The sequence below is a fragment of the Streptomyces sp. NPDC008137 genome, assembly GCF_042957035.1.
GTDB lineage: Bacteria > Actinomycetota > Actinomycetes > Streptomycetales > Streptomycetaceae > Streptomyces.
The window spans coordinates 1-22056 of sequence record NZ_JBIBHN010000055.1 but is presented as its reverse complement, the minus strand read 5'-3'; the positions used below and the strand labels follow the sequence as shown (position 1 = coordinate 22056).

General features: G+C 69.1%; 18 protein-coding genes and 1 pseudogene. 12 read left to right on the top strand and 7 right to left on the bottom strand.

All coding sequences use genetic code 11. The features are described 5' to 3' along the window. Positions 1-278: 278 nt before the first annotated feature. Positions 279-2141 carry a glycosyltransferase family 2 protein gene (locus tag ACFZBT_RS40050; protein WP_391115275.1) on the top strand — a complete coding sequence of 621 codons (1863 nt, stop codon included), beginning with the start codon at positions 279-281 and terminating at the stop codon, positions 2139-2141. 3 nt (positions 2142-2144) lie between these two features. After that, positions 2145-4097, top strand: coding sequence for a galactose oxidase-like domain-containing protein (locus ACFZBT_RS40045; RefSeq protein ID WP_391115272.1), 1953 nt, complete (start codon positions 2145-2147; stop codon positions 4095-4097). 136 nt (positions 4098-4233) lie between these two features. Here ACFZBT_RS40045 and ACFZBT_RS40040 read toward each other — a convergent pair whose 3' ends face one another. After that, positions 4234-5235, bottom strand: a complete 1002-nt coding sequence (locus ACFZBT_RS40040) for a glycoside hydrolase family 6 protein (protein WP_391115261.1) — start codon at positions 5233-5235, stop codon at positions 4234-4236. A gap of 184 nt (positions 5236-5419) precedes the next feature. On the opposite strand from ACFZBT_RS40040, the gene ACFZBT_RS40035 reads away from it, so the two are divergent. The 3 genes from ACFZBT_RS40035 to ACFZBT_RS40025 all read left to right on the top strand — a co-directional run bounded on the left by ACFZBT_RS40035 (position 5420) and on the right by ACFZBT_RS40025 (position 8096). Further along, positions 5420-5929: a MarR family winged helix-turn-helix transcriptional regulator gene (locus ACFZBT_RS40035; protein ID WP_261678483.1), complete on the top strand. Its 510-nt coding sequence runs from the start codon at positions 5420-5422 to the stop codon at positions 5927-5929. 43 nt (positions 5930-5972) lie between these two features. Further along, positions 5973-6311 carry a DUF3817 domain-containing protein gene (locus ACFZBT_RS40030; protein ID WP_391115257.1) on the top strand — a complete coding sequence of 113 codons (339 nt, stop codon included), beginning with the start codon at positions 5973-5975 and terminating at the stop codon, positions 6309-6311. An 84-nt stretch (positions 6312-6395) separates the two neighbouring features. Then, positions 6396-8096, top strand: a complete 1701-nt coding sequence (locus tag ACFZBT_RS40025; RefSeq protein ID WP_391115254.1) for a methylmalonyl-CoA mutase family protein — start codon at positions 6396-6398, stop codon at positions 8094-8096. Between the two features lie 178 nt (positions 8097-8274). Here ACFZBT_RS40025 and ACFZBT_RS40020 read toward each other — a convergent pair whose 3' ends face one another. After that, the gene (locus ACFZBT_RS40020; protein ID WP_391115252.1) at positions 8275-8910 is read right to left on the bottom strand and encodes a TetR/AcrR family transcriptional regulator C-terminal ligand-binding domain-containing protein; all 636 of its coding nucleotides are present in this window, start codon (positions 8908-8910) and stop codon (positions 8275-8277) included. A 233-nt stretch (positions 8911-9143) separates the two neighbouring features. Between ACFZBT_RS40020 and ACFZBT_RS40015 the strand changes: the two genes are divergently transcribed. The 5 genes from ACFZBT_RS40015 (at position 9144) to ACFZBT_RS39995 (ending at position 14029) form a co-directional block, all read left to right on the top strand. Beyond that, complete coding sequence (locus tag ACFZBT_RS40015; RefSeq protein ID WP_391115249.1) at positions 9144-10118, top strand: tetratricopeptide repeat protein; 975 nt, start codon at positions 9144-9146, stop codon at positions 10116-10118. 623 nt (positions 10119-10741) lie between these two features. Next, positions 10742-11401 (top strand): DUF6230 family protein, encoded by a 660-nt coding sequence (locus tag ACFZBT_RS40010; RefSeq protein ID WP_391115246.1) that lies wholly within the window; start codon positions 10742-10744, stop codon positions 11399-11401. Positions 11402-11530: 129 nt separating this feature from the next. Then, complete coding sequence (locus ACFZBT_RS40005) at positions 11531-12085, top strand: DUF6114 domain-containing protein (RefSeq protein ID WP_391115243.1); 555 nt, start codon at positions 11531-11533, stop codon at positions 12083-12085. Continuing rightward, positions 12075-13439 carry a hypothetical protein gene (locus ACFZBT_RS40000; RefSeq protein ID WP_391115240.1) on the top strand — a complete coding sequence of 455 codons (1365 nt, stop codon included), beginning with the start codon at positions 12075-12077 and terminating at the stop codon, positions 13437-13439. The genes ACFZBT_RS40005 and ACFZBT_RS40000 overlap by 11 nt, the downstream gene beginning before the upstream one ends. A gap of 83 nt (positions 13440-13522) precedes the next feature. Beyond that, on the top strand, positions 13523-14029 hold the full coding sequence (locus ACFZBT_RS39995) for a hypothetical protein (RefSeq protein ID WP_391115237.1): 507 nt from the start codon (positions 13523-13525) through the stop codon (positions 14027-14029). A 60-nt stretch (positions 14030-14089) separates the two neighbouring features. Here the strand turns inward: ACFZBT_RS39995 and ACFZBT_RS39990 are convergent, their stop codons facing one another. From ACFZBT_RS39990 to pta, 5 genes are all read right to left on the bottom strand, one after another. Then, positions 14090-14416 carry a hypothetical protein gene (locus ACFZBT_RS39990; RefSeq protein WP_391115234.1) on the bottom strand — a complete coding sequence of 109 codons (327 nt, stop codon included), beginning with the start codon at positions 14414-14416 and terminating at the stop codon, positions 14090-14092. A 14-nt stretch (positions 14417-14430) separates the two neighbouring features. Further along, a complete protein-coding gene (locus ACFZBT_RS39985) occupies positions 14431-15549 on the bottom strand; it encodes a hypothetical protein (protein ID WP_391115231.1) in 1119 nt (372 codons plus the stop codon). 133 nt (positions 15550-15682) lie between these two features. Next, a complete protein-coding gene (gene pyk / locus ACFZBT_RS39980) occupies positions 15683-17110 on the bottom strand; it encodes a pyruvate kinase (RefSeq protein ID WP_391115229.1) in 1428 nt (475 codons plus the stop codon). A gap of 74 nt (positions 17111-17184) precedes the next feature. Then, complete coding sequence (locus tag ACFZBT_RS39975) at positions 17185-18399, bottom strand: acetate/propionate family kinase (protein WP_391115226.1); 1215 nt, start codon at positions 18397-18399, stop codon at positions 17185-17187. Continuing rightward, positions 18396-20510, bottom strand: coding sequence for a phosphate acetyltransferase (gene pta / locus ACFZBT_RS39970; protein WP_391115223.1), 2115 nt, complete (start codon positions 20508-20510; stop codon positions 18396-18398). Before pta ends, ACFZBT_RS39975 begins: the two co-directional genes overlap by 4 nt. A 261-nt stretch (positions 20511-20771) precedes the next feature. On the opposite strand from pta, the gene ACFZBT_RS39965 reads away from it, so the two are divergent. Then, positions 20772-21797, top strand: coding sequence for an ATP-dependent 6-phosphofructokinase (locus ACFZBT_RS39965; RefSeq protein ID WP_391115220.1), 1026 nt, complete (start codon positions 20772-20774; stop codon positions 21795-21797). A 163-nt stretch (positions 21798-21960) separates the two neighbouring features. Then, a pseudogene (locus ACFZBT_RS39960) lies at positions 21961-22056 on the top strand (IS481 family transposase); the annotation flags it as partial.

The window sequence follows — 22056 nt, the reverse complement described above, 5'->3', positions numbered from 1 at the left end:
GTGTCCGCCCGCAGCGGTTGTCGCGTCAACGAACAGCGAGTCGGTACGCAACCCCATCGCGACGTTCCGAGGACGGACACCCCCCGACGCGGCCCCGACCCACCCCCACGGCGTAGGCGCGACGCGCACCCCCACCCAAGCGCCCGAGGCTGCCGCAGGCATATGCGTAAGCCCACCCACCTGGACCCTCTCAGTTCGACACCGCCTCAAAGGTCCACTTTTGTATGGGTATCGGGGTATCGGTGCTCCGATCAGGCCTCAATCACCTGGAGGGCGCTGTGCGGCCGGAGGGCTACGACTACGACTCCTACAGCCGACTCGCCGGACCGCTCACGGAGCCGTCCGGTGAGGACTACCGGGTGCAGTACGTCTCGCTCCTCGCCCGTGAGCCCCGCCGAATACGAGCCGTCCTCCTGATGTGCCTGGCACCGCTGCTCACCGGTGCCCTGCTGGTCTACCTCGTCTGGCCCACCCACTGGGTGGAACGCGAGGGCGCCCAGCGCTGGCTCATCGGTCTCGACGTCACCATGCTGATGGCGATCGGCCTCATCGAGCTCTTCATGCTCGTCAACGTCGCCTCCGTCGCCCACGCCACGATGGTCGCCTGCGACCCCGTCCCCGTAGTCCCCGAGCCCGGCACCCGCGTCGCCTTCCTCACCACCTACGTCCCCGGCAAGGAACCCCTCGCCATGGTGCGCGCGACCCTGGAAGGAGCCACCCGCATCCACCACACCGGCCCCTTCGACGTCTGGCTCCTCGACGAGGGCGACGACGCCGAGGTCAAGGCCATGTGCGCGGAACTCGGCGTACGCCACTTCACCCGCCGCGGCATCCCCGAGTGGAACCGCGACACGGGCGTCCACAAGGCCCGCACCAAGCATGGCAACTACAACGCCTGGATCGCCATGCACGGCGACGCGTACGACTTCTTCGCGTCCGTCGACACCGACCACATCCCGATGCCCAACTACCTGGAACGGATGATGGGCTACTTCAGGGACCCCGACGTGGCCTTCGTCGTCGGCCCCCAGGTGTACGGCAACTACCACAACCCCGTCACCAAGGCCGCCGAGTCCCAGCAGTTCCTCTTCCACGCCCTCATCCAGCGCGCGGGCAACCACTATCGCGCCCCCATGTTCGTCGGCACGAACAACGTCGTACGGATCTCCGTCCTCAAGCAGATCGGCGGGCTGCACGACTCCATCACCGAGGACATGGCCACCGGCTTCGAGATCCACCAGCACCGCAACCCGGACACCAACCGCTTCTGGCGGTCCGTCTACACCCCGGACGTACTCGCCGTCGGCGAGGGCCCCGCCTCCTGGACCGACTTCTTCACCCAGCAGATGCGCTGGTCGCGCGGCACCTACGAGACCCTCATCACGCAGTACTGGAAGGCGCCCCTCAGCATGCCGCCGGGCCGCCTGCTGTCCTACACGCTGATGCTCGTGTACTACCCGATGACGGCCGTGAACTGGTTCCTCGGCATCTTCAGCTGCTTCCTCTTCCTCTGGTTCGGCGCCTCCGGCACGGAGGTCGCCGTATCGGTCTGGATGATGCTCTACAGCGACGCGGCCGCCTGCCAGATCGGGCTGTACCTGTGGAACCGCCGGCACAACGTCTCACCGCACGAACCGGAGGGCTCGGGCGGCCTGGCCGGCATGGGGATGTCGGCCCTGTCCGCGCCGATCTACCTCAAGTCCCTCAGCGAGGCGGTCATGCGCCGCCCCAGCCGGTTCGTCGTCACACCCAAGGGCGACGACGCCTCCCCCGACCAACTGGCCACCTTCCGCATCCACCTCTTCTGGGCGGCCCTGCTGGCCACATCCCTGGCCGCCTCGGTGGCCCTGGACCACACTCATGCCGCGATGCGCACCTGGGCCCTGCTCGGCATGGCCATCTCCCTGGCACCGGCCGCGGTATGGGCGGCCACGGCCTGGAAGGACCACCGGGAGCGGCGCCGGCAGCTCGCTCACGCCGAGGCACCCCCGCACCCTCACCCCCACCCGCACCCGCACCCGCGCGCGCCCGAAGCCGAGGAACCCGCCCTCGGCCCCACAGCCACGCCCACCCCCACCCCTGCCCTCGCCACCGCGTCCCCCGCGGCCCCGGTCTCCGGCACCCCGACAGGAGGCAGCTAGGCCATGGCCTACCAGCTCTCGCAGAAGACCAAGAAGACCGTCCTGGGCATCGGCGGCATCGCGGTCCTGGCGGGCCTCAACGCCCCGGCCGCGCTGGAATTCGCCTCCACGCAGTACCACGAGTACAAGATCGCTCAGCCCGAGTACATGGCGAAGTACGGCTCCTGGACCCAGCTCGACATCCCGGAGGAGTTCCGCACCAACGCCATCCACGCGGCCCTGCTGCACACGGGCAAGGTGCTGATCGTCGCCGGGTCGGGCAACGAGCAGCGCAAGTTCGACGCGGGCGACTTCGACACCGTCCTGTGGGACCCGGAGAAGAACACCTACAAGAAGATCCCCACCCCGGAGGACTTCTTCTGCGCGGGTCACGCCCAGCTCCCCGACGGCCGCCTGCTGGTGGCCGGCGGCACCGCCCGCTACGAACGCCTGGGCGCGGAGGTGACCCGGGCCGGGGGCGGCATGCGCGTGAAGAACGAGAGCCCCGACAAGGCGGTGTTCCTGAAGAAGGGCACCCGCTTCCGCTCACCGGCCGGCTTCGAGTACGTCACCAAGTTCGACGTCACCGTCCCGAAGGCCAAGCGCACCCAGAAGGTCACGTACAAGCGCGGTGTGATGCAGCCGTGGAAGACCAAGGTCACCGCCAGCGAGGCCCGGGTCTGGGTGGAGGCCGTGGACAAGGGCTCCCTGTCGGCCACCCGGAAGCCGGCGCAGTACGCGATCGTCGGCCTGACGGGCAAGGCCGGCGACAACGCGTACGGTCTGTCGGAGAAGATCACCCTCGACAAGCAGGACTTCCAGGGCATCCGCGGCGCCTACGAGTTCGACCCGAAGGCAGAGAAGTACATCCCCGTCGAGCCGATGGACAAGGCCCGCTGGTACCCGACGCTCGTCGGCCTCGACGACGGCCGCGTCCTGGCGGTGTCCGGCCTGGACGACGTCGGCATGATCGACCCCGGCGACAACGAGATCTACGACCCGGAGACCAAGAAGTGGACGCCGGGGCCCAAGCGGTACTTCCCGACGTACCCCGCGCTGTTCCTCACCAAGGGCGGCAAGCTGTTCTACCCGGCCTCCAACGCGGGTTACGGGCCCGCCGACAGGGGCCGTGAGCCGGGCCTGTGGGACATCGAGAAGAACACGTTCCGCAAGGTGCCGGGGCTGACGGACCTCGACCAGACCGAGACCTCGGCCTCCCTGCTGCTGCCCCCGGCGCAGGACCAGAAGGTGATGATCCTGGGCGGAGGCGGCGTCGGCGAGTCGAAGAAGTCCACCCCGCGCACGGCCGTCGTGGACCTGAACAAGGACAACCCTGCCTTCGAGGACGGCCCCGACCTGCCGCAGGGCACGCGCTACCTGAACAGCGTGATCATGCCGGACGACACGGTGTTCACCTCCAACGGCTCCAGGGACTACCGCGGCCGCAGCGCCAGCAACATCCTCAAGGCGCAGTTCTACGACCCGAAGAGCAACGCCTTCCGGGAGGCAGCCGCGCCGAGGGTGGGCCGCAACTACCACTCCGAGGCGCTGCTGCTGCCCGACGGCAGGATCGCCACCTTCGGCTCCGACCCGCTGTTCGACAACCAGCAGAACACCAAGCTGGGCCACTTCGAGCAACGCATGGAGGTCTTCACCCCGCCCGCGCTGCACAAGAACCCCCGGAACCGCCCCGTACTGAAGGGCGGCCCGGAGAAGCTGGACAAGGACCACACCATCACGTTCCGTACGGACCACCCGGAACGCGTGGCCGAGGCGCGGCTGATGCGGCCCAGCGCGGTCACGCACACGACCGACGTCGAGCAGCGCTCCATCGAGCTGGACATCACCAGGAAGGGCGGCTCGGTGACGTTCGAGGTGCCCCGCGACCCGGCCCTGGTCCCGCCCGGCTGGTACATGCTGTTCGTGACGGACGGCGAGGGCACGCCCTCGCGGGCCAAGTGGATCCACGTGGAGTGAGCGAGAGGGGCTGATGCGGAGGGGAGGGGGCGGATCAGCCCTCCGTGTCGCTCAGCCCTCCGCGTCGCTCAGCCCTCCGCGTCGCTCAGCCCTCCGTGTCGCTCAGTCCTCCGCGTCGCTCAGCCCTCCGCGTCGCTCAGTCCTCGGCGTTGCGCGCCAGCTCCAAGGCGTACTCGGGCCACCAGCGTCCGGCGTCCGGGCCGCCCTCGCAGTCTCCGTCCGACTCGCCGGGCCGCTTGATCCACAGGTAGGCGTCGAGGGTCTCCTCGCCGGTCTGGGTCGTGGGCGGGGTGCCGAGGGCCCGGCCCGGGGGGTTGCACCAGACGCCGGGCAGCGGGCCGTTGCCGTTGCGGCTGGTGTCGATGACGAAGTGCTTGCCGTCGAGGGCCTCGGCGAGCCGGAGACCGTACTCCGTGGTCTCGTCGTCGGTCTGGAAGTTGGAGACGTTGAGCGCGAAGCCGTCGGCCTGTTCGATCCCGGCCCGCCGCAGCGGCTCCACCAGCTTGTCCGGCTCCCGGATCCAGTCCGCGTTGCCCGCGTCCAGATACACCTTGGTGTTCGGCTGCTGTTTCAGCCGGGTGATCGCCTCGCTGAGCAGCTGCTCACGCTCGGCGTGGTACTCGCCGGGCGTGCAGCCGTCCACCATGTGCGCGACCGCGTCGGGTTCCAGGACGACCAGGGCCTCCGCCTCGCCGAGGGCGTCGGCGAACTGCCCGATCCACTCCCGGTAGGCGTCCGCGTCCTGTGACCCGCCCGCCGAGTGCTGGCCGCAGTCCCGGTGCGGGATGTTGTACGCGACGAAGACCGCCGTCTTCCCCTCCTCGCTCGCGGCCGAGGCCGCCGCCCGCACCGTCGGTGCCGGATCGGTCTCGCCGGGCGGCCACAGCGCGGCCGGCCGGTCGGCGATCCGCCGGATCAGCTCGGCGTCCCAGTCCCGGTCCTGCTGCTCCCAGAGCCGCGCTTGCTGGGCCGCGGGGCTCTCGGGGTCGACCCAGAAGGGGGAGCCGGCCGCGTAGCCGGCCTTCGTGGTGTCGTCGCCGGTGTCGGACGCCGTGTCGGTGCGACCGTGAGCGGACGAGCAGCCCGCAGCGAGACCGAGCACCGCGAGTACCGCGAGGGCGTGGTTCAGCCGTCTCATGCCGCTCCCTGTGAGGAAGGTGACGTTCGGTGATGAATCGGATGTCAATAGTTACATACTCGTATGAATCGCTATCTAAAGGACATGGCCTCGCCCTGCCCCCGGATGGCGCAGTCGTCAGGCGGGCGGACCGATGGGCGAGACGGGGGTGGCCGACATGTGACCGGCCGGTAAGGTCGGCTTCGTGCCGAAGCCGCTCAGTCTCTCCTTCGATCCGATCGCGCGCGCCGACGAACGCTGGAAGCAGCGCTGGGGAAACGTGCCGTCCATGGCCGCGATCACCTCGATCATGCGCGCCCAGCAGATCCTCCTCGCCGAGGTCGACTCGGTGGTCAAGCCGTACGGGCTGACGTTCGCGCGCTACGAGGCCCTGGTGCTGCTCACCTTCTCCAAGTCCGGCGAGCTGCCGATGTCCAAGATCGGCGAGCGGCTCATGGTGCACCCCACGTCCGTGACGAACACCGTGGACCGGCTGGTGAGGTCGGGCCTCGTCGACAAGCGGCCCAACCCCAACGACGGGCGCGGCACTCTCGCCAGCATCACCGAGAAGGGCCGCGAGGTGGTCGAGGCGGCCACCCGCGACCTGATGGCGATGGACTTCGGGCTCGGGGCGTACGACGCCGAGGAGTGCGGGGAGATCTTCGCGATGCTGCGGCCGCTGCGGATCGCGGCGGGGGACTTCGAGGAGCACTGACCCGGGGCAAGATCCCCCGGAACGGGTCGTTACGCTCGACGGCATGAAAAAGAGCGTGCTGACCCGCTACCGCGTGATGGCCTATGTCACCGGCGTGCTGCTGGTCCTGCTGACCCTGGGCATGATCGGCAAGTATCTGCTCGACCTGAACGGCGCGGCCGACTTCACGCGCGTCGTCAGCATCGCGCACGGCTGGCTGTACGTCCTGTACCTGGTCTTCGCCTTCGATCTGGGCTCCAAGGCGAAGTGGCCGGTCGGCAAGCAGGTGTGGGTGCTGCTCGCCGGGACCGTCCCGACGGCCGCCTTCTTCGTGGAACGCAAGATCAGCCACGAGCTGGAGTCCCGGCTCGCGGACGACTCGCCCGCGCCCGCCAAGGCGTAGCCCGCGCGACCTCACCGCCGTACGGACGAACGTACGGCGGTCTCCCATCGACATTTACTAGGACGTCCTAGTAAATTCGAGGGTATGGACGCTGACGCCATCGAGGAGGGCCGCCGCCGCTGGCAGGCCCGGTACGACGCCGCGCGCAAGCGCGAGGCCGATTTCACCACGCTCTCCGGCGACCCCGTGGAGCCGGTGTACGGGCCGCGGCCCGGTGACAGGTACGACGGGTTCGAGCGGATCGGGTGGCCCGGGGAGTACCCCTACACCCGCGGCCTGTACGCGACCGGCTACCGAGGGCGTACGTGGACCATCCGGCAGTTCGCCGGGTTCGGCAACGCCGAGCAGACCAACGAGCGCTACAAGATGATCCTCGGCAACGGCGGAGGCGGGCTCTCGGTCGCCTTCGACATGCCGACGCTCATGGGCCGCGACTCCGACGACCCGCGCTCCCTGGGCGAGGTCGGGCACTGCGGTGTCGCCATCGACTCGGCCGCCGACATGGAGATCCTGTTCAAGGACATCCCGCTGGGCGACGTGACGACGTCCATGACCATCAGCGGGCCGGCCGTGCCGGTCTTCTGCATGTACCTGGTGGCGGCCGAGCGCCAGGGCGTCGACCCGGCCGTCCTCAACGGCACGCTCCAGACGGACATCTTCAAGGAGTACATCGCCCAGAAGGAGTGGCTCTTCCAGCCCGAGCCCCATCTGCGGCTCATCGGCGACCTGATGGAGCACTGCGCGGCCGGCATCCCCGCGTACAAGCCGCTGTCCGTCTCCGGCTACCACATCCGCGAGGCCGGGGCGACGGCCGCGCAGGAGCTGGCGTACACGCTCGCGGACGGCTTCGGATACGTCGAACTGGGGCTGTCGCGCGGGCTCGACGTCGACGTCTTCGCCCCCGGCCTCTCCTTCTTCTTCGACGCGCACGTCGACTTCTTCGAGGAGATCGCCAAGTTCCGTGCGGCGCGCCGGATCTGGGCGCGCTGGATGCGCGACGTGTACGGCGCGAAGAGCGAGAAGGCCCAGTGGCTGCGCTTCCACACCCAGACGGCCGGGGTCTCCCTCACCGCGCAGCAGCCGTACAACAACGTCGTACGGACGGCCGTCGAGGCGCTGGCGGCCGTGCTCGGCGGGACCAACTCGCTGCACACCAACGCCCTCGACGAGACGCTCGCGCTGCCCAGTGAGCAGGCCGCGGAGATCGCGCTGCGGACGCAGCAGGTGCTGATGGAGGAGACCGGCGTCGCCAACGTGGCCGATCCGCTGGGCGGTTCCTGGTACGTCGAGCAGCTCACCGACCGCATCGAGGCCGACGCGGAGAAGATCTTCGAGCAGATAAGGGAGCGCGGGCTGCGGGCCCACCCCGACGGTCAGCACCCGATCGGGCCGATCACCTCCGGGATCCTGCGCGGGATCGAGGACGGCTGGTTCACCGGGGAGATCGCCGAGTCGGCGTTCCAGTACCAGCGGGCGCTGGAGAAGGGCGACAAGAGGGTCGTGGGGGTCAACGCCCACCACGGATCCGTGACCGGGGACCTGGAGATCCTGCGGGTCAGTCACGAGGTGGAGCGGGAGCAGGTGCGGGTGCTCGGCGGGCGGAAGGCCGGGCGCGACGACGCGCGGGTGCGAGCCGCGCTCGACGCGATGCTGGCGGCCGCGCGCGGGGGCGCCAACATGATCACGCCGATGCTGGACGCGGTGCGGGCGGAGGCGACGTTGGGGGAGATCTGCGGGGTGCTGAGGGACGAGTGGGGGGTGTACACGGAGCCGGCGGGGTTCTGACTCCGCGCGGACCTGCTGTCCGCGGACTGGAGCCACGAGGGGGAGATCGCCACCGAGATCGAGCGGGCGGAGTTCCTGGCCGCCGAGGTGCGCGAAGCGCTCGGTACGACCGGCTGGAGGCCTGGGCGCCCCTTCCGCTGCTCAGCGGGAAGGACGCCCCGCTCGTTGGCCGTCCCGCTCAGCCCTCGGCGGATTCCGCGGCGGCTCCCGCGAGCCCCAGCAGCAGCACCCGGGTGAACCCGTGTACCCACTCCTCGTCCGCCGGCTCCGCGCTGACGAGGGTGCGGTGGACCACCGCACCCGCCACCAGGTCGAAGATGAGGTCGATGGTGCGGGCGGAACCCGCGGGGTCGGTCTCCTGGGGAAGCTCGCCCCGGCACTGAGCGCGGTCCCGGCCCTCCACCACGAGCCGCTTCTGGCGGTCGACGATCGAGGCACGGATGCGCTCGCGCAGCGCGTCGTCCCGGGTGGACTCCGCGACCACAGCCATCAAGCCGCTCTTCGCCTCCGGCTGGGCCAGGATCGCCGCGAACTGGAGCACGACGCCCTCGATGTCCGCGGCCAGACTGCCCCGGTCGGGCAGGCGGAGTTCGTCGAAGAGCTCCGCCACCGCGTCGACGACCAGCTCGTTCTTGCCCGCCCAGCGGCGATAGAGGGTCGTCTTCGCAACCCCGGCGCGGGTCGCGACGTCTCCCAGGGTGAGCTTGGACCAGCCCAGCTCCACGAGAGCCTCTCGCGTCGCGGCCAGGATCGCGGCGTCCGCCGTGGCGCTGCGCGGGCGCCCGGTGCGGCTGGCTGGGCTGCGGCTCTGCATGCCACGACCATAACGGGCGGTTCCTGTGTGGCCGTGAGGGAGATCACCGGGGGGCGGTGGTCCGGCGGCCCGGGGTGGCATTACGCTACGTCTCGTAGCGAAAACCCGTGAAGGACGTACGCGGGCTTCGGAGACATGGCGTGGGGTGGGGACCCGGCGCCGAACGGGACCCGACCGGCCCGGCTTTCACACCGTTTTTCACACGCGCGCGCAGTACGGGGGAGGATAGACGCATGCAGCCACGGAACATGTCCATGAGCGGAGTCGTCGACCTCGCCGCGGTGAAGGCGGCCCAGGAGGCCAAGGCGAAGGCGGAGCAGGCGCGTGCCCAAGCCGCCCGGGAGGGTGGTGCGGGGGCGATCTCCCCGGCCGACCTCGTCATCGACGTCGATGAGGCGGGCTTCGAGACCGAAGTCCTGCAGCGGTCCGCCGAAGTGCCGGTCGTCATCGATTTCTGGGCCGAGTGGTGTCAGCCCTGCAAGCAGCTGAGCCCGGTCCTTGAGCGGCTGGCGGTCGAGTACAACGGCCGGTTCCTGCTCGCCAAGATCGATGTCGACGCCAACCAGATGCTGATGCAGCAGTTCGGCATCCAGGGGATCCCCGCGGTGTTCGCGGTCGTCGCGGGGCAGGCGCTGCCGCTCTTCCAGGGGGCCGCGGGCGAGGAGCAGATCCGGGGAACCCTCGACCAGCTGGTGCAGGTCGCCGAGCAGCGCTTCGGCCTGACCGGTCTCACCGTCGACCCCGACGCCGAGGCGGGCGGCGCCCCGGCGGCTCCCGAACGTCCGGCCGGTCCGTACGACGCGCTCCTGGAGGCCGCCGTACAGGCGCTGGACTCGGGCGATCTGGGCGGTGCCGTCCAGGCGTACAAGAACGTACTGAACGAGGACCCGGGCAACGAGGAGGCCAAACTGGGTCTCGCCCAGGCCGAGTTGCTCCAGCGGGTGCAGGGTGTCGACCCGCAGCGGGTGCGCAAGGACGCGGCCGACAAGCCGGGTGATGTGCAGGCGCAGATCGCCGCGGCCGACCTGGATCTGGTGGGCGGCCATGTCGAGGACGCCTTCGGCCGGCTCATCGAGACCGTGGCGCGTACGGTGGGTGACGACCGGGACACCGTGCGGATGCGGCTGCTGGAGCTGTTCGAGGTGGTCGGACCCGAGGATCCGCGGGTGATCGCGGCGCGCAGGGCCCTGGCGCGCGCCCTGTTCTGACCAGTCGTTAAACACGCGGGCTTGTGGTGCCCGTGTGAAAAGTTTGCCCACGGAGCGTCACTGCGGCCGCGCTTTACCAAAACTTGGTAATCGCGGCCGCTGTTACTGCGAGTAAGTCGCGAGCGTTGATCTGTCGGTTTCTGTCCATCGATCAACAGCTTTGTGCCCCAGGTGAGGGCCACCCTGCGTCGTCGGCCGAGACCGATGGGTCGTTGTTCGGTTATACGGCCGTTACTAGCCAGTAACGAACCCCCTTGTGCGGGCGGCGAGAATGCACCACGATCGGCCACGCTCGGTCCATTCCCGTACCCCGGCAGCCGGTTGGGTCGCGGGACGTCCTGGGTCCCCACCGAGCAGAGCCGGCGGCAGTGGCGTCGGCTCTTGGACAGGGGGGTCTTCGCCCACCCGGCGAAGCCTGTCCAGCAGGGTTGTGCGTGATGCGTGTCAGGCGCGACCAAGTGGTTGTCGCTCGGGGGTGATCGCCGGTGATTCGGGCGCGAGTTGCGCCGCCGAGTGCAGGCGCTCTCCTTCCCGAGGACGTAGCACTTCTCCCATCCCTGCCCGGCTGAGCCGCTGTTCGGGGCGAGCCAGGGCAGGAGATGTACGTCCGAGAAGGAGGAAATATGGAGTCCCAGGTGCGTGGCGGGACCAGATGGAAGCGGTTCGCTGTGGTGATGGTGCCCAGCGTCGCCGCCACGGCTGTGATAGGTGTCGCCCTCGCGCAGGGCGCACTCGCCGCGTCGTTCAGTGTGTCGGGGCAGTCGTTCAAGGTCACGGCGAAGGAGCTCAACGGTACGGGCTTCTCCCAGTACGGGGCCGTCGACCCGGGGACTACCCTCTCCGGCGAGAAGACCGGTCACGCGGTGGCGGTCTCGGCGTTCAAGACGGCCTACATCGAGAAGATGTGCCAGTCCGTTGTCACTCCGAGCGTGCCCTTCGTCGGGGATATCACTCTGAGGCTGGAGGCAGGTGACAGCAGTGACCAGAAGAAGCAGGTCTACGCCAAGAACCTGTACATCGACGTCGAGGACCTCCAGGCGGATGCCGAGTTCCACAACATCGACATCGGTGTAGCGGCCGGTGACATGAAGAATGGCCCCGGCCCCGGCATGAAGGGTGGCGAAGAGAAGGCCAACCCGAACGGCTTCGGCCAGCAGGCGGAGTCGGCGACGCTGCGGGGCGTGAAGCAGACGGCGTGGGCTACCACCGCCGGAACCTTCAAGCTGAGTGGTCTGCACATGTCGCTGCACAAGGGCAAGGGCGCCGGCGTCGAGTGCTACTAAGCACTCCGTGACGGGCGGGGAGCCGATGGCGCCCCGCCCGTCCGACTTCCGCACGCCGCTTCACCCCTCACACCTTCATCGCAGTACCACCCCTCACCACAGCAACGCCGCACCAGGGAGCTGTTTTCCATGAGCGCCGAGATCTCTGCCGCGCCCGGTCAGTTCACCCGCCGGAGGCTGCAGTTCCGCGCATGGCGGGGCACAAGGCCGTTCTGGGCGGGCCTGTTCATCGTGATCGGCGGCTTTCCGATCATGTATTTCCCGTACGCGAACCTCCAGATCGGCCATCTGACCCTGGCGATGTCCACCACTGCGGGCGCCGGCTCCCTGATCATCGGTGTGCTGCTCGTCGTACTGGGCATCAGCCTCTGGTTTCAGAGGCACATCCGGACCTTCGCCGGTGTCGCGGCGATCCTGCTGGGTTTGGTGTCCATCCCGGTCTCCAACTTCGGTGGCTTCGTGGTCGGTTTCCTGTTCGCCCTTGTCGGCGGCGCGATGGCCCTGGCGTGGGTGCCGGGTGAGCAGGCCGAGGCGGAGCGCACTTCGGGGGCGGGTGACGTGCCGCGAGCCGAGGATCCGGACACGACGATCCTCAAGCCCGTGAAGAACGAGACGAGCGGGCCGAACGATCTGTCAGGAACGAGCCCGGCGAACGGGGCGAACGGGAGGCACAGTGCCGGCTGACGAGGCGACCCGCGGGGCTGATGTGGAGGCTGCCCGGGTGAGAACCGGGCCGCGTCACGCGGCACCCAAGAAGCCGCTGTTCACCAGATTCCAGATGCCCGCCGGCAAGGCGATAGCCATGGCCGCGATGCCAACGGCTGTCCTCATGGGGATGGGCTTCACGTCGACGCTCGCCATCGCCGACAGCAACACCCCGGCGACGCCGTCGGCGAAGAGCCTGACGGCAGACGAATACAAGGACTGCGTGGCGGCCCAGGAGGCCTCCGAGAAGGGTTCCAAGGGCAGCGACGACTCGGCCTCGCCCACACCATCTCCGTCGGCGAGCGAGGGCAAGACGGACGACAAGGGCGAAACCGCACAGGCGCCGTCCCCGTCGAGCGGCACGGGCAATGATGGCTCCTCCTCGTCGGATTCAGGTTCCGACGACGAGGGCGACAAGACCGAGCCCACCCCGACCCCTTCGGCATCCGAGGGCACCTCGGGCGAGGGCGACGAGGCGACGCCCAGCCCGTCGGAGTCCAAGAGCGGCGGCAACGTCCTCGAGGACATCGGCGAGGCGATCGGCGGCATCTTCAACGGCGGCAAGTCCACGGAGAGCCCGAGCCCCACGCCCTCCGCGTCCGCCTCGCCCTCCGGCGACACGAGCGAGGACGAGGACCCCGGGACGTCCTCGGACTCGAGCAAGGACAGCGCGTCCGACGCCGTCAAGAAGACGACCGACACGGTCGAGGACACCGTCAAGGACACGACGGACGCGGCGTCGAAGGCGGCCGGTGACACGACCGACGCCGTCGAGAAGGCGGCTGAGAAGGCCGAGGACGCGGCCGAGAAGGCCGCAGCCTCCCCGAGCCCGTCGGCGAGCCCCTCAGTGGACCCCGAGGACTGCCCGGCCGCCACGGACGCCGAGGGAGGCGTCGACAACGAGCTCCTCGTGCCCGACGAGCCCTGGCGCCTGGAGGCCAGCTCGCTGAAGCTGCACGGCGCCGACTACCAGGGCATCGTCGAGGTGAAGACCGCGAGCGGCGCCACCAAGAAGGTCCTGAAGTTCGTCATCTCCGGGGGCACCGAGATCGGGGACCTGCACCAGCTTGTCAAGGACACACAGTCCGGCAAGACTCATCACGTCCAGGCGGGCAAGGGGACGACTTCCACGATCACCGACGGCAAGACGGTGATGTACACCGAGAAGATCTCGGGCAACCTGCTCGGGCTGGTCCCGCTCACGTTCGACCCCGAGCACCCGCCGCCCCTGAACCTCCCGGAGATCTACTTCACCAACGTGAAGGTCACCCAGGCAGGCCAGTTCGGCGGCACGCTGACCGTGCCGGGGCTGCATCAGTACGTCACGGACTGACGTACCCGACGGTCTCGAGGGCGCCCCCTGGCCACAGGGGGCGCCCTCGCCGGTGTACGGGACAGATGGGGGATGATCGAGGCATGACCATCGTGGACGTGCTGACGGGGTTCGCCGAGTCCGGCGGAATCGGCGTTCTCAAACCGGGGGCGTCTCTCGCCGACGTTTCCGATCGGCTGGGACCGCCTCAGGACGGTGAGTACTTCCCGGGCCGGCGTAGGAAGAGGGGCGAGCCGCGCAACGTGCGCTACGGCGACGTACGTCTCGAGGTCTGCTGCGACATCCTCCAGGCAGTGGTACTGAGTACTGGTGCCGGATCCGTCGACCTCCCGAGCGGCGCACCGGGCGAGACGGAGGAACTGCCGTCGGCCGTGACCGCCGCGCAGCTGGGCGATGCGTTCGCTTTGGCCGGAATACGTACCGAGGAGGGGCCCTGGCCCGAGCCGGCCGACCAGATCACCTTCGTGGTGCGCCATTCCCTCGCGGACGTGCACTTCACGTTTCGCCGGACCGCCCCGGACGAGTCCGGGGAGAGCGGCACGGTCCTGCACAGCGCGATCGCCCGGGGCACCCATCACGTCTGCCACTGAGGCGAAGGCGGGGGCCGGCCCGCATCGCGGACCGGCCCCACTTCAGCTCCGCGTTGGTCCCTACCCGACGCCCTTCTGGCGGCTGATCTCCTTCAACGCGTCGATCAGGAACTTCAGTTTCGGTGCGAAGTTGGTCTTGCAGCCCCACCTCAGCGGCTTGGGCTTCTGACCAGGCTCCAGCTTCTCGTTGTACCTCTGGTTCGCGGCGTCCTCGTTGAAGATGCGCATCGCGTCCGTCGACTTGGCGATCAGGTCCTCACGGAGCCGGTCGTCGTCGATGAGCGTCTGGACGACCGCACGGATCTCGTCGTTGGTGGCCGGTCCGGCCTTGACGTCGATCGGGTAGCCCATGATCCCGCCCTTGACGTCGGTGGTCTGCAACCCCACCTCGCGTCCCTTCTTCAGGTTGACGTGCGCACCCCGCTTGGTGCACCAGTCCCCGTCGATCGGCGAGAGTCGATCCCGCAGAACCGCTTCTTGCCCCCGGCCGCCTTGGCGGCGGCGAGACCCTTGGCCTTGGAAACCCCGGCCGCGCCGCTGAACAGGTCCGCGGCGTCCAGCACGCACTCGCCGAGCTGGCCCTTACGGTACTTCTCGATGATGTCCTTCAGCCGGGCGAGGGTCTTCTTGCCCCGTGCCGCCTTCTCGAAGAACTCGGAGATACCGCTGGCGACCCGGACGATCGCCTTGCCGACGGCGGGGAGTTTGCCCACGACCAGTGCGAGGGACGCCACGTCGACGAAGGACCACAGGCAGCTTTCGATGTCGTCCTCACCGAAGCAGCGCTTGACGTTGTTGACGCCCAGCACCTCCAGCAGGATCTCGCCGCCGTTGGCCTTCACCCAGTCGATCACGCTCAACGAGACGGCTGCCTGAGCGGCGCGGAAGTCGTCGACGCACTGCTGGCCGCACTGGGCCCGCAGGATGGCCTCGTCGTCAGCGCTCAGGGCCGGTCCCGGATTCCCTCCGGACACACCGGTGTCGCCCGTCTCCATGGCTTCACGGCGTTGCTGTTCGAGCCGCTTGCGCTCTTCCTGTTCCGCGCGATCGGCAGCCTGGTCGGCATCCTTCGCGGCACGGTCGGCGTTCTTGGCCGCCGTCTCGGCCGCCGTTGCGTCCTGCTCCGCCTTGGTGGCGGTGGAGCGGGCACTCGCCGCGTCCTTCTCCGCCGCGGTGGCTGCTGAGCGGGCACTGCCGGCGTCCTTCTCCGCCTCGTCGGCCTCACGGTCCGCCGCGGCGGCTTCGGACTCCGCCTCGTTCGCGGCCATGCCGGCGTAGACGGCATCCGTACCGGCCTGCTGGTCGTACTTCTGGGCGTTGGCGTCGGCCTTCTTCGCCGCTTCCGCTGCGGTGGCGGCCTCGGCCGCGGAGGCACGCGCGGCGGCCACCGAGGCCGCGGCCTTGGCCGCGTCGTCGGCTGCCGCGGCGGCGGCCTGGGCGGCCAGCTTGGCGTCGCCCTTCGCCTTCTCCGCCAGAGCCTTGGCTTCCTTGGCTGCCCTGGCGGCCTCATCGGCCTGCACTCTCTCCCCAAGAGCCTCACAAAATTGGCGCAGGCGGTCGAATTTTGGTAGGTGATTACCCGGTGGAGAAGGCGACTGAGGGCGCCCCCTGTCGCAGAGAACGCCCTCAGTCACGCATCAAGACCCCGGGCTGTCAGCTCTTGGCTTCGCCCAGGTGGTGGACGCGGACCATGTTGGTGGTGCCGGGGACGCCGGGGGGCGAGCCGGCGGTGATGACCACGATGTCGCCGTCGTTGAAGCGGTTGAGCTTGACCAGCTCCTGCTCCACCAGGTCGACCATCTCGTCGGTGCTGTTCACGAACGGCACCACGTACGGCTCCACGCCCCAGCTCAGTGCCATCTGGTTGCGGGTGCCCTCGTCGGTGGTGAAGGCGATGATCGGCTGCTGGGCGCGGTAGCGGGACAGGCGGCGGGCGGTGTCGCCGGACTGGGTGAAGGCCACCAGGCCCCGGCCGCCGAGGAAGTCGGCGATCTCGCAGGCCGCGCGGGCGACCGAACCGCCCTGGGTGCGCGGCTTCTTGCCGGGGACGAGCGGCTGCAGGCCCTTGGACATCAGCTCCTGCTCGGCCGCGGTGACGATCTTCGACATCGTCTTGACCGTCTCGATCGGGTACGCGCCGACGGAGGACTCCGCCGACAGCATGACCGCGTCGGCGCCGTCCAGGATCGCGTTGGCCACGTCGGAGGCCTCGGCGCGGGTCGGACGGGAGTTGGTGATCATCGACTCCATCATCTGGGTCGCCACGATCACCGGCTTGGCGTTGCGCCGGCACAGCTCGATCAGGCGCTTCTGCACCATGGGGACCTTCTCGAGCGGGTACTCGACGGCGAGGTCACCGCGGGCGACCATCACACCGTCGAACGCCATCACGACGTCCTCCATGTTCTGCACCGCCTGCGGCTTCTCCACCTTGGCGACGACGGGGACGCGGCGGCCCTCCTCGTCCATGACGCGGTGCACGTCCTGGACGTCCTTGGCGTCGCGGACGAAGGACAGCGCGACCAGGTCGCAGCCCATGCGGAGCGCGAAGCGCAGGTCTTCGATGTCCTTCTCGGACAGGGCCGGTACGTTGACGGCCGCGCCGGGCAGGTTGATGCCCTTGTGGTCGGAGATGACGCCGCCCTCGATGACGATCGTCTTGACCTTGGGGCCTTCGACCTCGGTGACCTTCAGCTCGACGTTGCCGTCGTTGATCAGGACCTGGTCGCCCTTGGTCACGTCGCCGGGCAGGCCCTTGTAGGTCGTCCCGCAGATCGTCTTGTCGCCCGGGACGTCCTCGGTGGTGATGGTGAACTCGTCACCGCGCACCAGCTCCACGGGGCCTTCGGCGAAGGTCTCCAGGCGGATCTTGGGGCCCTGGAGGTCGGCGAGGACACCGATGGCCCGGCCGGTCTCCTTGGCGGCGGCACGGACCCGGTCGTACCGGCCCTGGTGCTCGGCGTGGCTGCCGTGGCTGAAGTTGAAGCGGGCCACGTTCATGCCGGCTTCGATCAACGCGACAAGCTGCTCGTGGGAGTCGACCGCGGGGCCGAGAGTACAGACGATTTTCGAACGGCGCATGGGGGCGATCCTATCGGTTTGTTTCGCAACGGAATATTCCGTCTGGCGGAAAATACAAAAGGGCGGGATGCCGCTCAGGTGTGATTCCCCGAACCAATTACCAGCGCGTAGGTCTGTGTCGCGATCTCCAATTCCTCGTCAGTAGGTACCACCGCCACCGCCACCCGGGAGCCCTCCGGCGAGATCAGCCGCGCCTCGTCGCCGCGTACGGCGTTGCGCTCGCCGTCCACCACCAGGCCCAGCTCCTCCAGGCCTGCCAGGGCGGCCTCCCGCACGGGCGCCGCGTTCTCGCCGACACCGGCGGTGAAGGCGACCGCGTCCACCCGTCCGAGCACGGCGTAATAGGCGCCGATGTACTTCTTCAGGCGGTGAATGTAGATGTCGAACGCCAGCTCCGCCTGCTCGTCGCCCTCGTCGACGCGACGGCGGATCTCGCGCATGTCGTTGTCGCCGCACAGACCGATCAGACCGCTCTTCTTGTTGAGAAGAGTGTCGATCTCGTCGGCGGACATTCCACCAACACGCATCAAATGGAAGATGACGGCCGGGTCCATGTCTCCGGAGCGCGTACCCATCACGAGCCCCTCCAAAGGCGTCAGCCCCATGGAGGTGTCCACGCAGCGACCGCCCCGCACGGCCGAGGCGGACGCACCGTTGCCCAGGTGCAGCACGATCACGTTCGTCTCGGCCGGGTCCTTGCCCAGCAGCTCGGCGGTGGCACGGGAGACGTAGGCGTGCGAGGTGCCGTGGAAGCCGTAGCGCCGCACGCGGTGCTCGTCGGCGGTCTTCACGTCGATCGCGTAGCGGGCGGCCGACTCCGGCATGGTCGTGTGGAATGCGGTGTCGAAGACGGCGACCTGCGGCAGGTCGGGCCGCAGCGCCCGCGCCGTGCGGATGCCCGTGAGGTTGGCCGGGTTGTGCAGCGGGGCCACCGGGATGAGCCGCTCGATCTCGGTGAGCACGGCGTCGTCGACGACGGTCGGCTCGGTGAAGGACTTCCCGCCGTGCACCACCCGGTGCCCGATCGCGGCCAGTTCGGGCGAGTCCAGACCGAGCCCGTCCTTGGCGAGCTCCTCGGCCACGGCCTTGAGCGCCGCGTCGTGGTCGGCGATCGCGCCGCCGCGCTCGCGGCTCTCGCCGCCGGCCGGGGTGTGCTTGAGCCGGGACGTCTGCTCGCCGATGCGTTCGACAAGACCCACCGCCAGCCGGCTGCTGTCGCCCATGTCGAGCAGCTGGTACTTCAGCGACGAGGAGCCGGAGTTGAGTACTAGGACACGGGTGGCGCTCACTGGGCGGCTGCCTTCTCACTCGGGGACGGGGACGGGGACGGGGACGGGGACTGGGCCTGGATCGCCGTGATGGCGACGGTGTTGACGATGTCCTGGACGAGGGCGCCCCGGGACAGGTCGTTGACCGGCTTGCGCAGGCCCTGGAGCACCGGTCCGACGGCGATCGCGCCGGCCGAGCGCTGCACGGCCTTGTAGGTGTTGTTGCCGGTGTTCAGGTCGGGGAAGATCAGCACGGTCGCCTGCCCGGCCACCTCGGAGCCGGGCAGCTTCGTCGCCGCGACCGAAGGCTCCACGGCGGCGTCGTACTGGATCGGGCCCTCGATCTTCAGGTCGGGCCGACGGGAGCGGACCAGCTCGGTGGCCTCGCGGACCTTGTCGACGTCGGCACCGGAGCCGGAGGTGCCGGTGGAGTACGACAGCATCGCGATGCGCGGCTCCACACCGAACTGCTCCGCCGTCGTCGCCGACTGCATGGCGATGTCCGCGAGCTGCTCGGCGTTCGGGTCGGGGTTGACCGCGCAGTCGCCGTAGACGAGGACCTTGTCGGCCAGGCACATGAAGAACACGGACGAGACGATGTCCGCCTCCGGCCTCGTCTTGATGATCTCGAAGGCCGGGCGGATGGTCGCGGCCGTGGAGTGCACCGAGCCCGAGACCATGCCGTCGGCGAGGCCCTCCTGGACCATCAGCGTGCCGAAGTAGTTCACGTCGGAGACCACGTCGTACGCCAGCTCCACGGTGACGCCCCGGTGGGCGCGCAGGGCCGCGTACTTCTCGGCGAAGGCGTCGCGCAGGCCGGAGGCGGCCGGGTCGATCAGCTGGGACTCGCCGAGGTCGATGCCCAGGTCGGCGGCCTTCTTGCGGATGCGGTCGACCGGTCCGAGCAGGGTCAGCTCGCACACGCCCCGGCGCAGCAGCACCTCGGCGGCGTGCAGCACCCGCTCCTCGGTGCCCTCGGGCAGCACCACGCGGCGCAGGTCGGAGCGGGCCTGCTCCAGCAGTGTGTGCTCGAACATCATCGGTGTGACGCGGTCGCTGCTGGGCGCGGAGACCCGGTTCGAGAGTTCGGCGGTGTCGGCGTACCGCTCGAAGAGGCCGAGGGCCCGCTCGGCCTTGCGCGGGGTGGCCGCGTTCAGCTTGCCCTCCAGGGAGAACAGCTGCTCGGCGGTGGGGAAGCTGGTGCCGGCCACTGACAGCACCGGGGTACCGGGTGCGAGGCGGTCGGCGAGCGTGAGGATGTTGTCTCCGGGCACCTCGTCCAGGGTGAGCAGCACCCCGGCTATCGGCGGGGTGCCGGCGCTGTGCGCGGCGAGCGCGCCGACGACCAGGTCGGCCCGGTCGCCCGGGGTGACGACGAGGCAGCCCGGGGTCAGGGCGCCCAGGAAGTTCGGCAGCATCGCACCGCCGAAGACGAAGCCGAGCACGTCCCGGGCGAGCCCCGAGTCGTCGCCGAGCACCACCCTGCCGCCGAGCGCGTGGCTGATCTGCGAGACGGTCGGGGCGGACAGCGCGGGCTCGTCGGGCAGGACGTAACAGGGCGCGGGGAGCCGGGAGTCGAGCCGGCGGGCGATCTCGTCGCGGTCCTCGCGGGCGACCCGGTTGGTGACCATGGCCAGGACGTCGCAGCCCAGCGTGTCGTAGGCCCGGTAGGCGTTGCGCGTCTCGGCGAGCACCGACTCGACGGTCTGCTTGCGGCCGCCCACGACCGGGATCACGGACGCGCCGAACTCGTTCGCCAGCCGGGCGTTCAGCGACAGTTCGTCCGGGAGCTGGGTGTCGGCGAAGTCGGTGCCGAGGACCAGGACCACGTCGTACTCGCGGGCGACCAGGTGGAACCGTTCGACCAGCGTGGACACCAGCTCGTCCGTGCCTGCCTCGGCCTGGAGGGCGGACGCCTCCTGGTAGTCCATGCCGTAGACGGTCGACGCGTCCTGGGTGAGCCGGTAGCGGGCGCGCAGCAGCTCGAAGAGGCGGTCGGGCCCGTCGTGGACGAGGGGGCGGAAGACACCGACCCGGTCCACCTGCCGGGTGAGGAGCTCCATGACCCCCAGTTCGACGACCTGACGGCCGTCGCCGCGGTCGATGCCGGTCACGTACACGCTGCGGGTCACGCGCGCTCTCCGTTTCGTCTCGGTGGCATGTCTCTGATCGGGATGTCTCTGATCGGGATGTCTCTGTTCGCGATGTTCTGTGGGACATCGAGTCTCTGCGGACGTCGAAAAATCGCCCATCGAGGTGAGCGGAACCGCCTTGACAATACCTCCGCCGATGGATAAGGCGCCCGTCAGAGTCGGGTACCCCGCCGGGCCGGGGAGCGTGAAACAATCGGCAGAAGCTCACCGGTGTCAACAGCGAGCAGGAGACACAGCACGATGCGTATCGGAGTTCTCACCGCAGGCGGCGACTGCCCCGGCCTGAACGCCGTGATCCGGTCGGTCGTGCACCGGGCGGTCGACAACTACGGCGACGAGGTCATCGGCTTCGAGGACGGCTACTCGGGCCTGCTGGACGGCCGCTACCGCGCCCTCGACCTCAACGCGGTCAGCGGCATCCTGGCCCGCGGCGGCACCATCCTCGGCTCGTCCAGGCTGGAGCGCGACCGGCTCCGCGAGGCGTGCGAGAACGCCTCCGACATGATCCACGAGTTCGGGATCGACGCGCTGATCCCGATCGGCGGCGAGGGCACGCTGACGGCGGCCCGGATGCTGTCCGACGCGGGCCTGCCGGTCGTGGGCGTCCCGAAGACGATCGACAACGACATCTCCTCCACGGACCGCACCTTCGGCTTCGACACGGCCGTGGGGGTCGCCACCGAGGCGATGGACCGTCTCAAGACGACCGCCGAGTCCCACCAGCGGGTGATGGTGGTGGAGGTCATGGGCCGGCACGCCGGATGGATCGCGCTGGAGTCCGGCATGGCGGCGGGTGCGCACGGCATCTGTCTGCCGGAGCGGCCGTTCGATCCGGCCGATCTAGTCAAGATGGTCGAGGAGCGCTTCGCCCGCGGCAAGAAGTTCGCGGTCGTCGCCGTCGCCGAGGGCGCCCACCCCGCCGACGGCACCATGGACTACGGCAAGGGCGCGATCGACAAGTTCGGTCACGAGCGCTTCCAGGGCATCGGCACGGCACTCGCCCATGAGCTGGAGAGGCGACTCGGCAAGGAGGCCAAGCCTGTCATTCTCGGCCACGTCCAGCGCGGCGGCTCACCGACCGCCTACGACCGGGTGCTCGCCACCCGGTTCGGCTGGCACGCGGTGGAGGCGGCGCACCAGGGCCGCTTCGGCCGGATGACCGCGCTGCGCGGGACGGACATCGTGATGGTGCCGCTCGCGGAGGCCGTGACCGAGCTGAAGACGGTGCCGAAGGACCGGATGGACGAGGCCGAGTCGGTGTTCTAGACGTCTCGATGTTCTGGACGTTCCGGATGTTCTGAATATCCCGGTTGTTCTGGACGCCCTAGGTGTATTGATCACGAGCGTTGTTAACGCCAGACGGGCTTGATCACGGCGAAGGCCTCCGTGTGTGGTGGAGGTGTCGAATCTTCACCGCACGGAGGCCTTCGTGTTCCACCGTAATGCCCGGCTGACCGTCCATGGCAGGCGGCTGCTGGTTGAACGTGTCCGCACCGGACGCCCTGTCGCCCATGTTGCCGCCGAG

Bases quoted from the DNA above. Each gene is read 5' to 3' on its own strand.
- ACFZBT_RS40045 (WP_391115272.1), top strand. From the start codon at position 2,145: ATGGCCTACCAGCTCTCGCAGAAGACCAAGAAGACCGTCCTGGGCATC.
- ACFZBT_RS40040 (WP_391115261.1), bottom strand. From the start codon at position 5,235: ATGAGACGGCTGAACCACGCCCTCGCGGTACTCGCGGTGCTCGGTCTC.
- ACFZBT_RS40030 (WP_391115257.1), top strand. From the start codon at position 5,973: ATGAAAAAGAGCGTGCTGACCCGCTACCGCGTGATGGCCTATGTCACC.
- ACFZBT_RS40025 (WP_391115254.1), top strand. From the start codon at position 6,396: ATGGACGCTGACGCCATCGAGGAGGGCCGCCGCCGCTGGCAGGCCCGG.
- ACFZBT_RS40020 (WP_391115252.1), bottom strand. From the start codon at position 8,910: ATGCAGAGCCGCAGCCCAGCCAGCCGCACCGGGCGCCCGCGCAGCGCC.
- ACFZBT_RS40015 (WP_391115249.1), top strand. From the start codon at position 9,144: ATGCAGCCACGGAACATGTCCATGAGCGGAGTCGTCGACCTCGCCGCG.
- ACFZBT_RS40010 (WP_391115246.1), top strand. From the start codon at position 10,742: ATGGAGTCCCAGGTGCGTGGCGGGACCAGATGGAAGCGGTTCGCTGTG.
- ACFZBT_RS40005 (WP_391115243.1), top strand. From the start codon at position 11,531: ATGAGCGCCGAGATCTCTGCCGCGCCCGGTCAGTTCACCCGCCGGAGG.
- ACFZBT_RS39995 (WP_391115237.1), top strand. From the start codon at position 13,523: ATGACCATCGTGGACGTGCTGACGGGGTTCGCCGAGTCCGGCGGAATC.
- pyk (WP_391115229.1), bottom strand. From the start codon at position 17,110: ATGCGCCGTTCGAAAATCGTCTGTACTCTCGGCCCCGCGGTCGACTCC.
- ACFZBT_RS39965 (WP_391115220.1), top strand. From the start codon at position 20,772: ATGCGTATCGGAGTTCTCACCGCAGGCGGCGACTGCCCCGGCCTGAAC.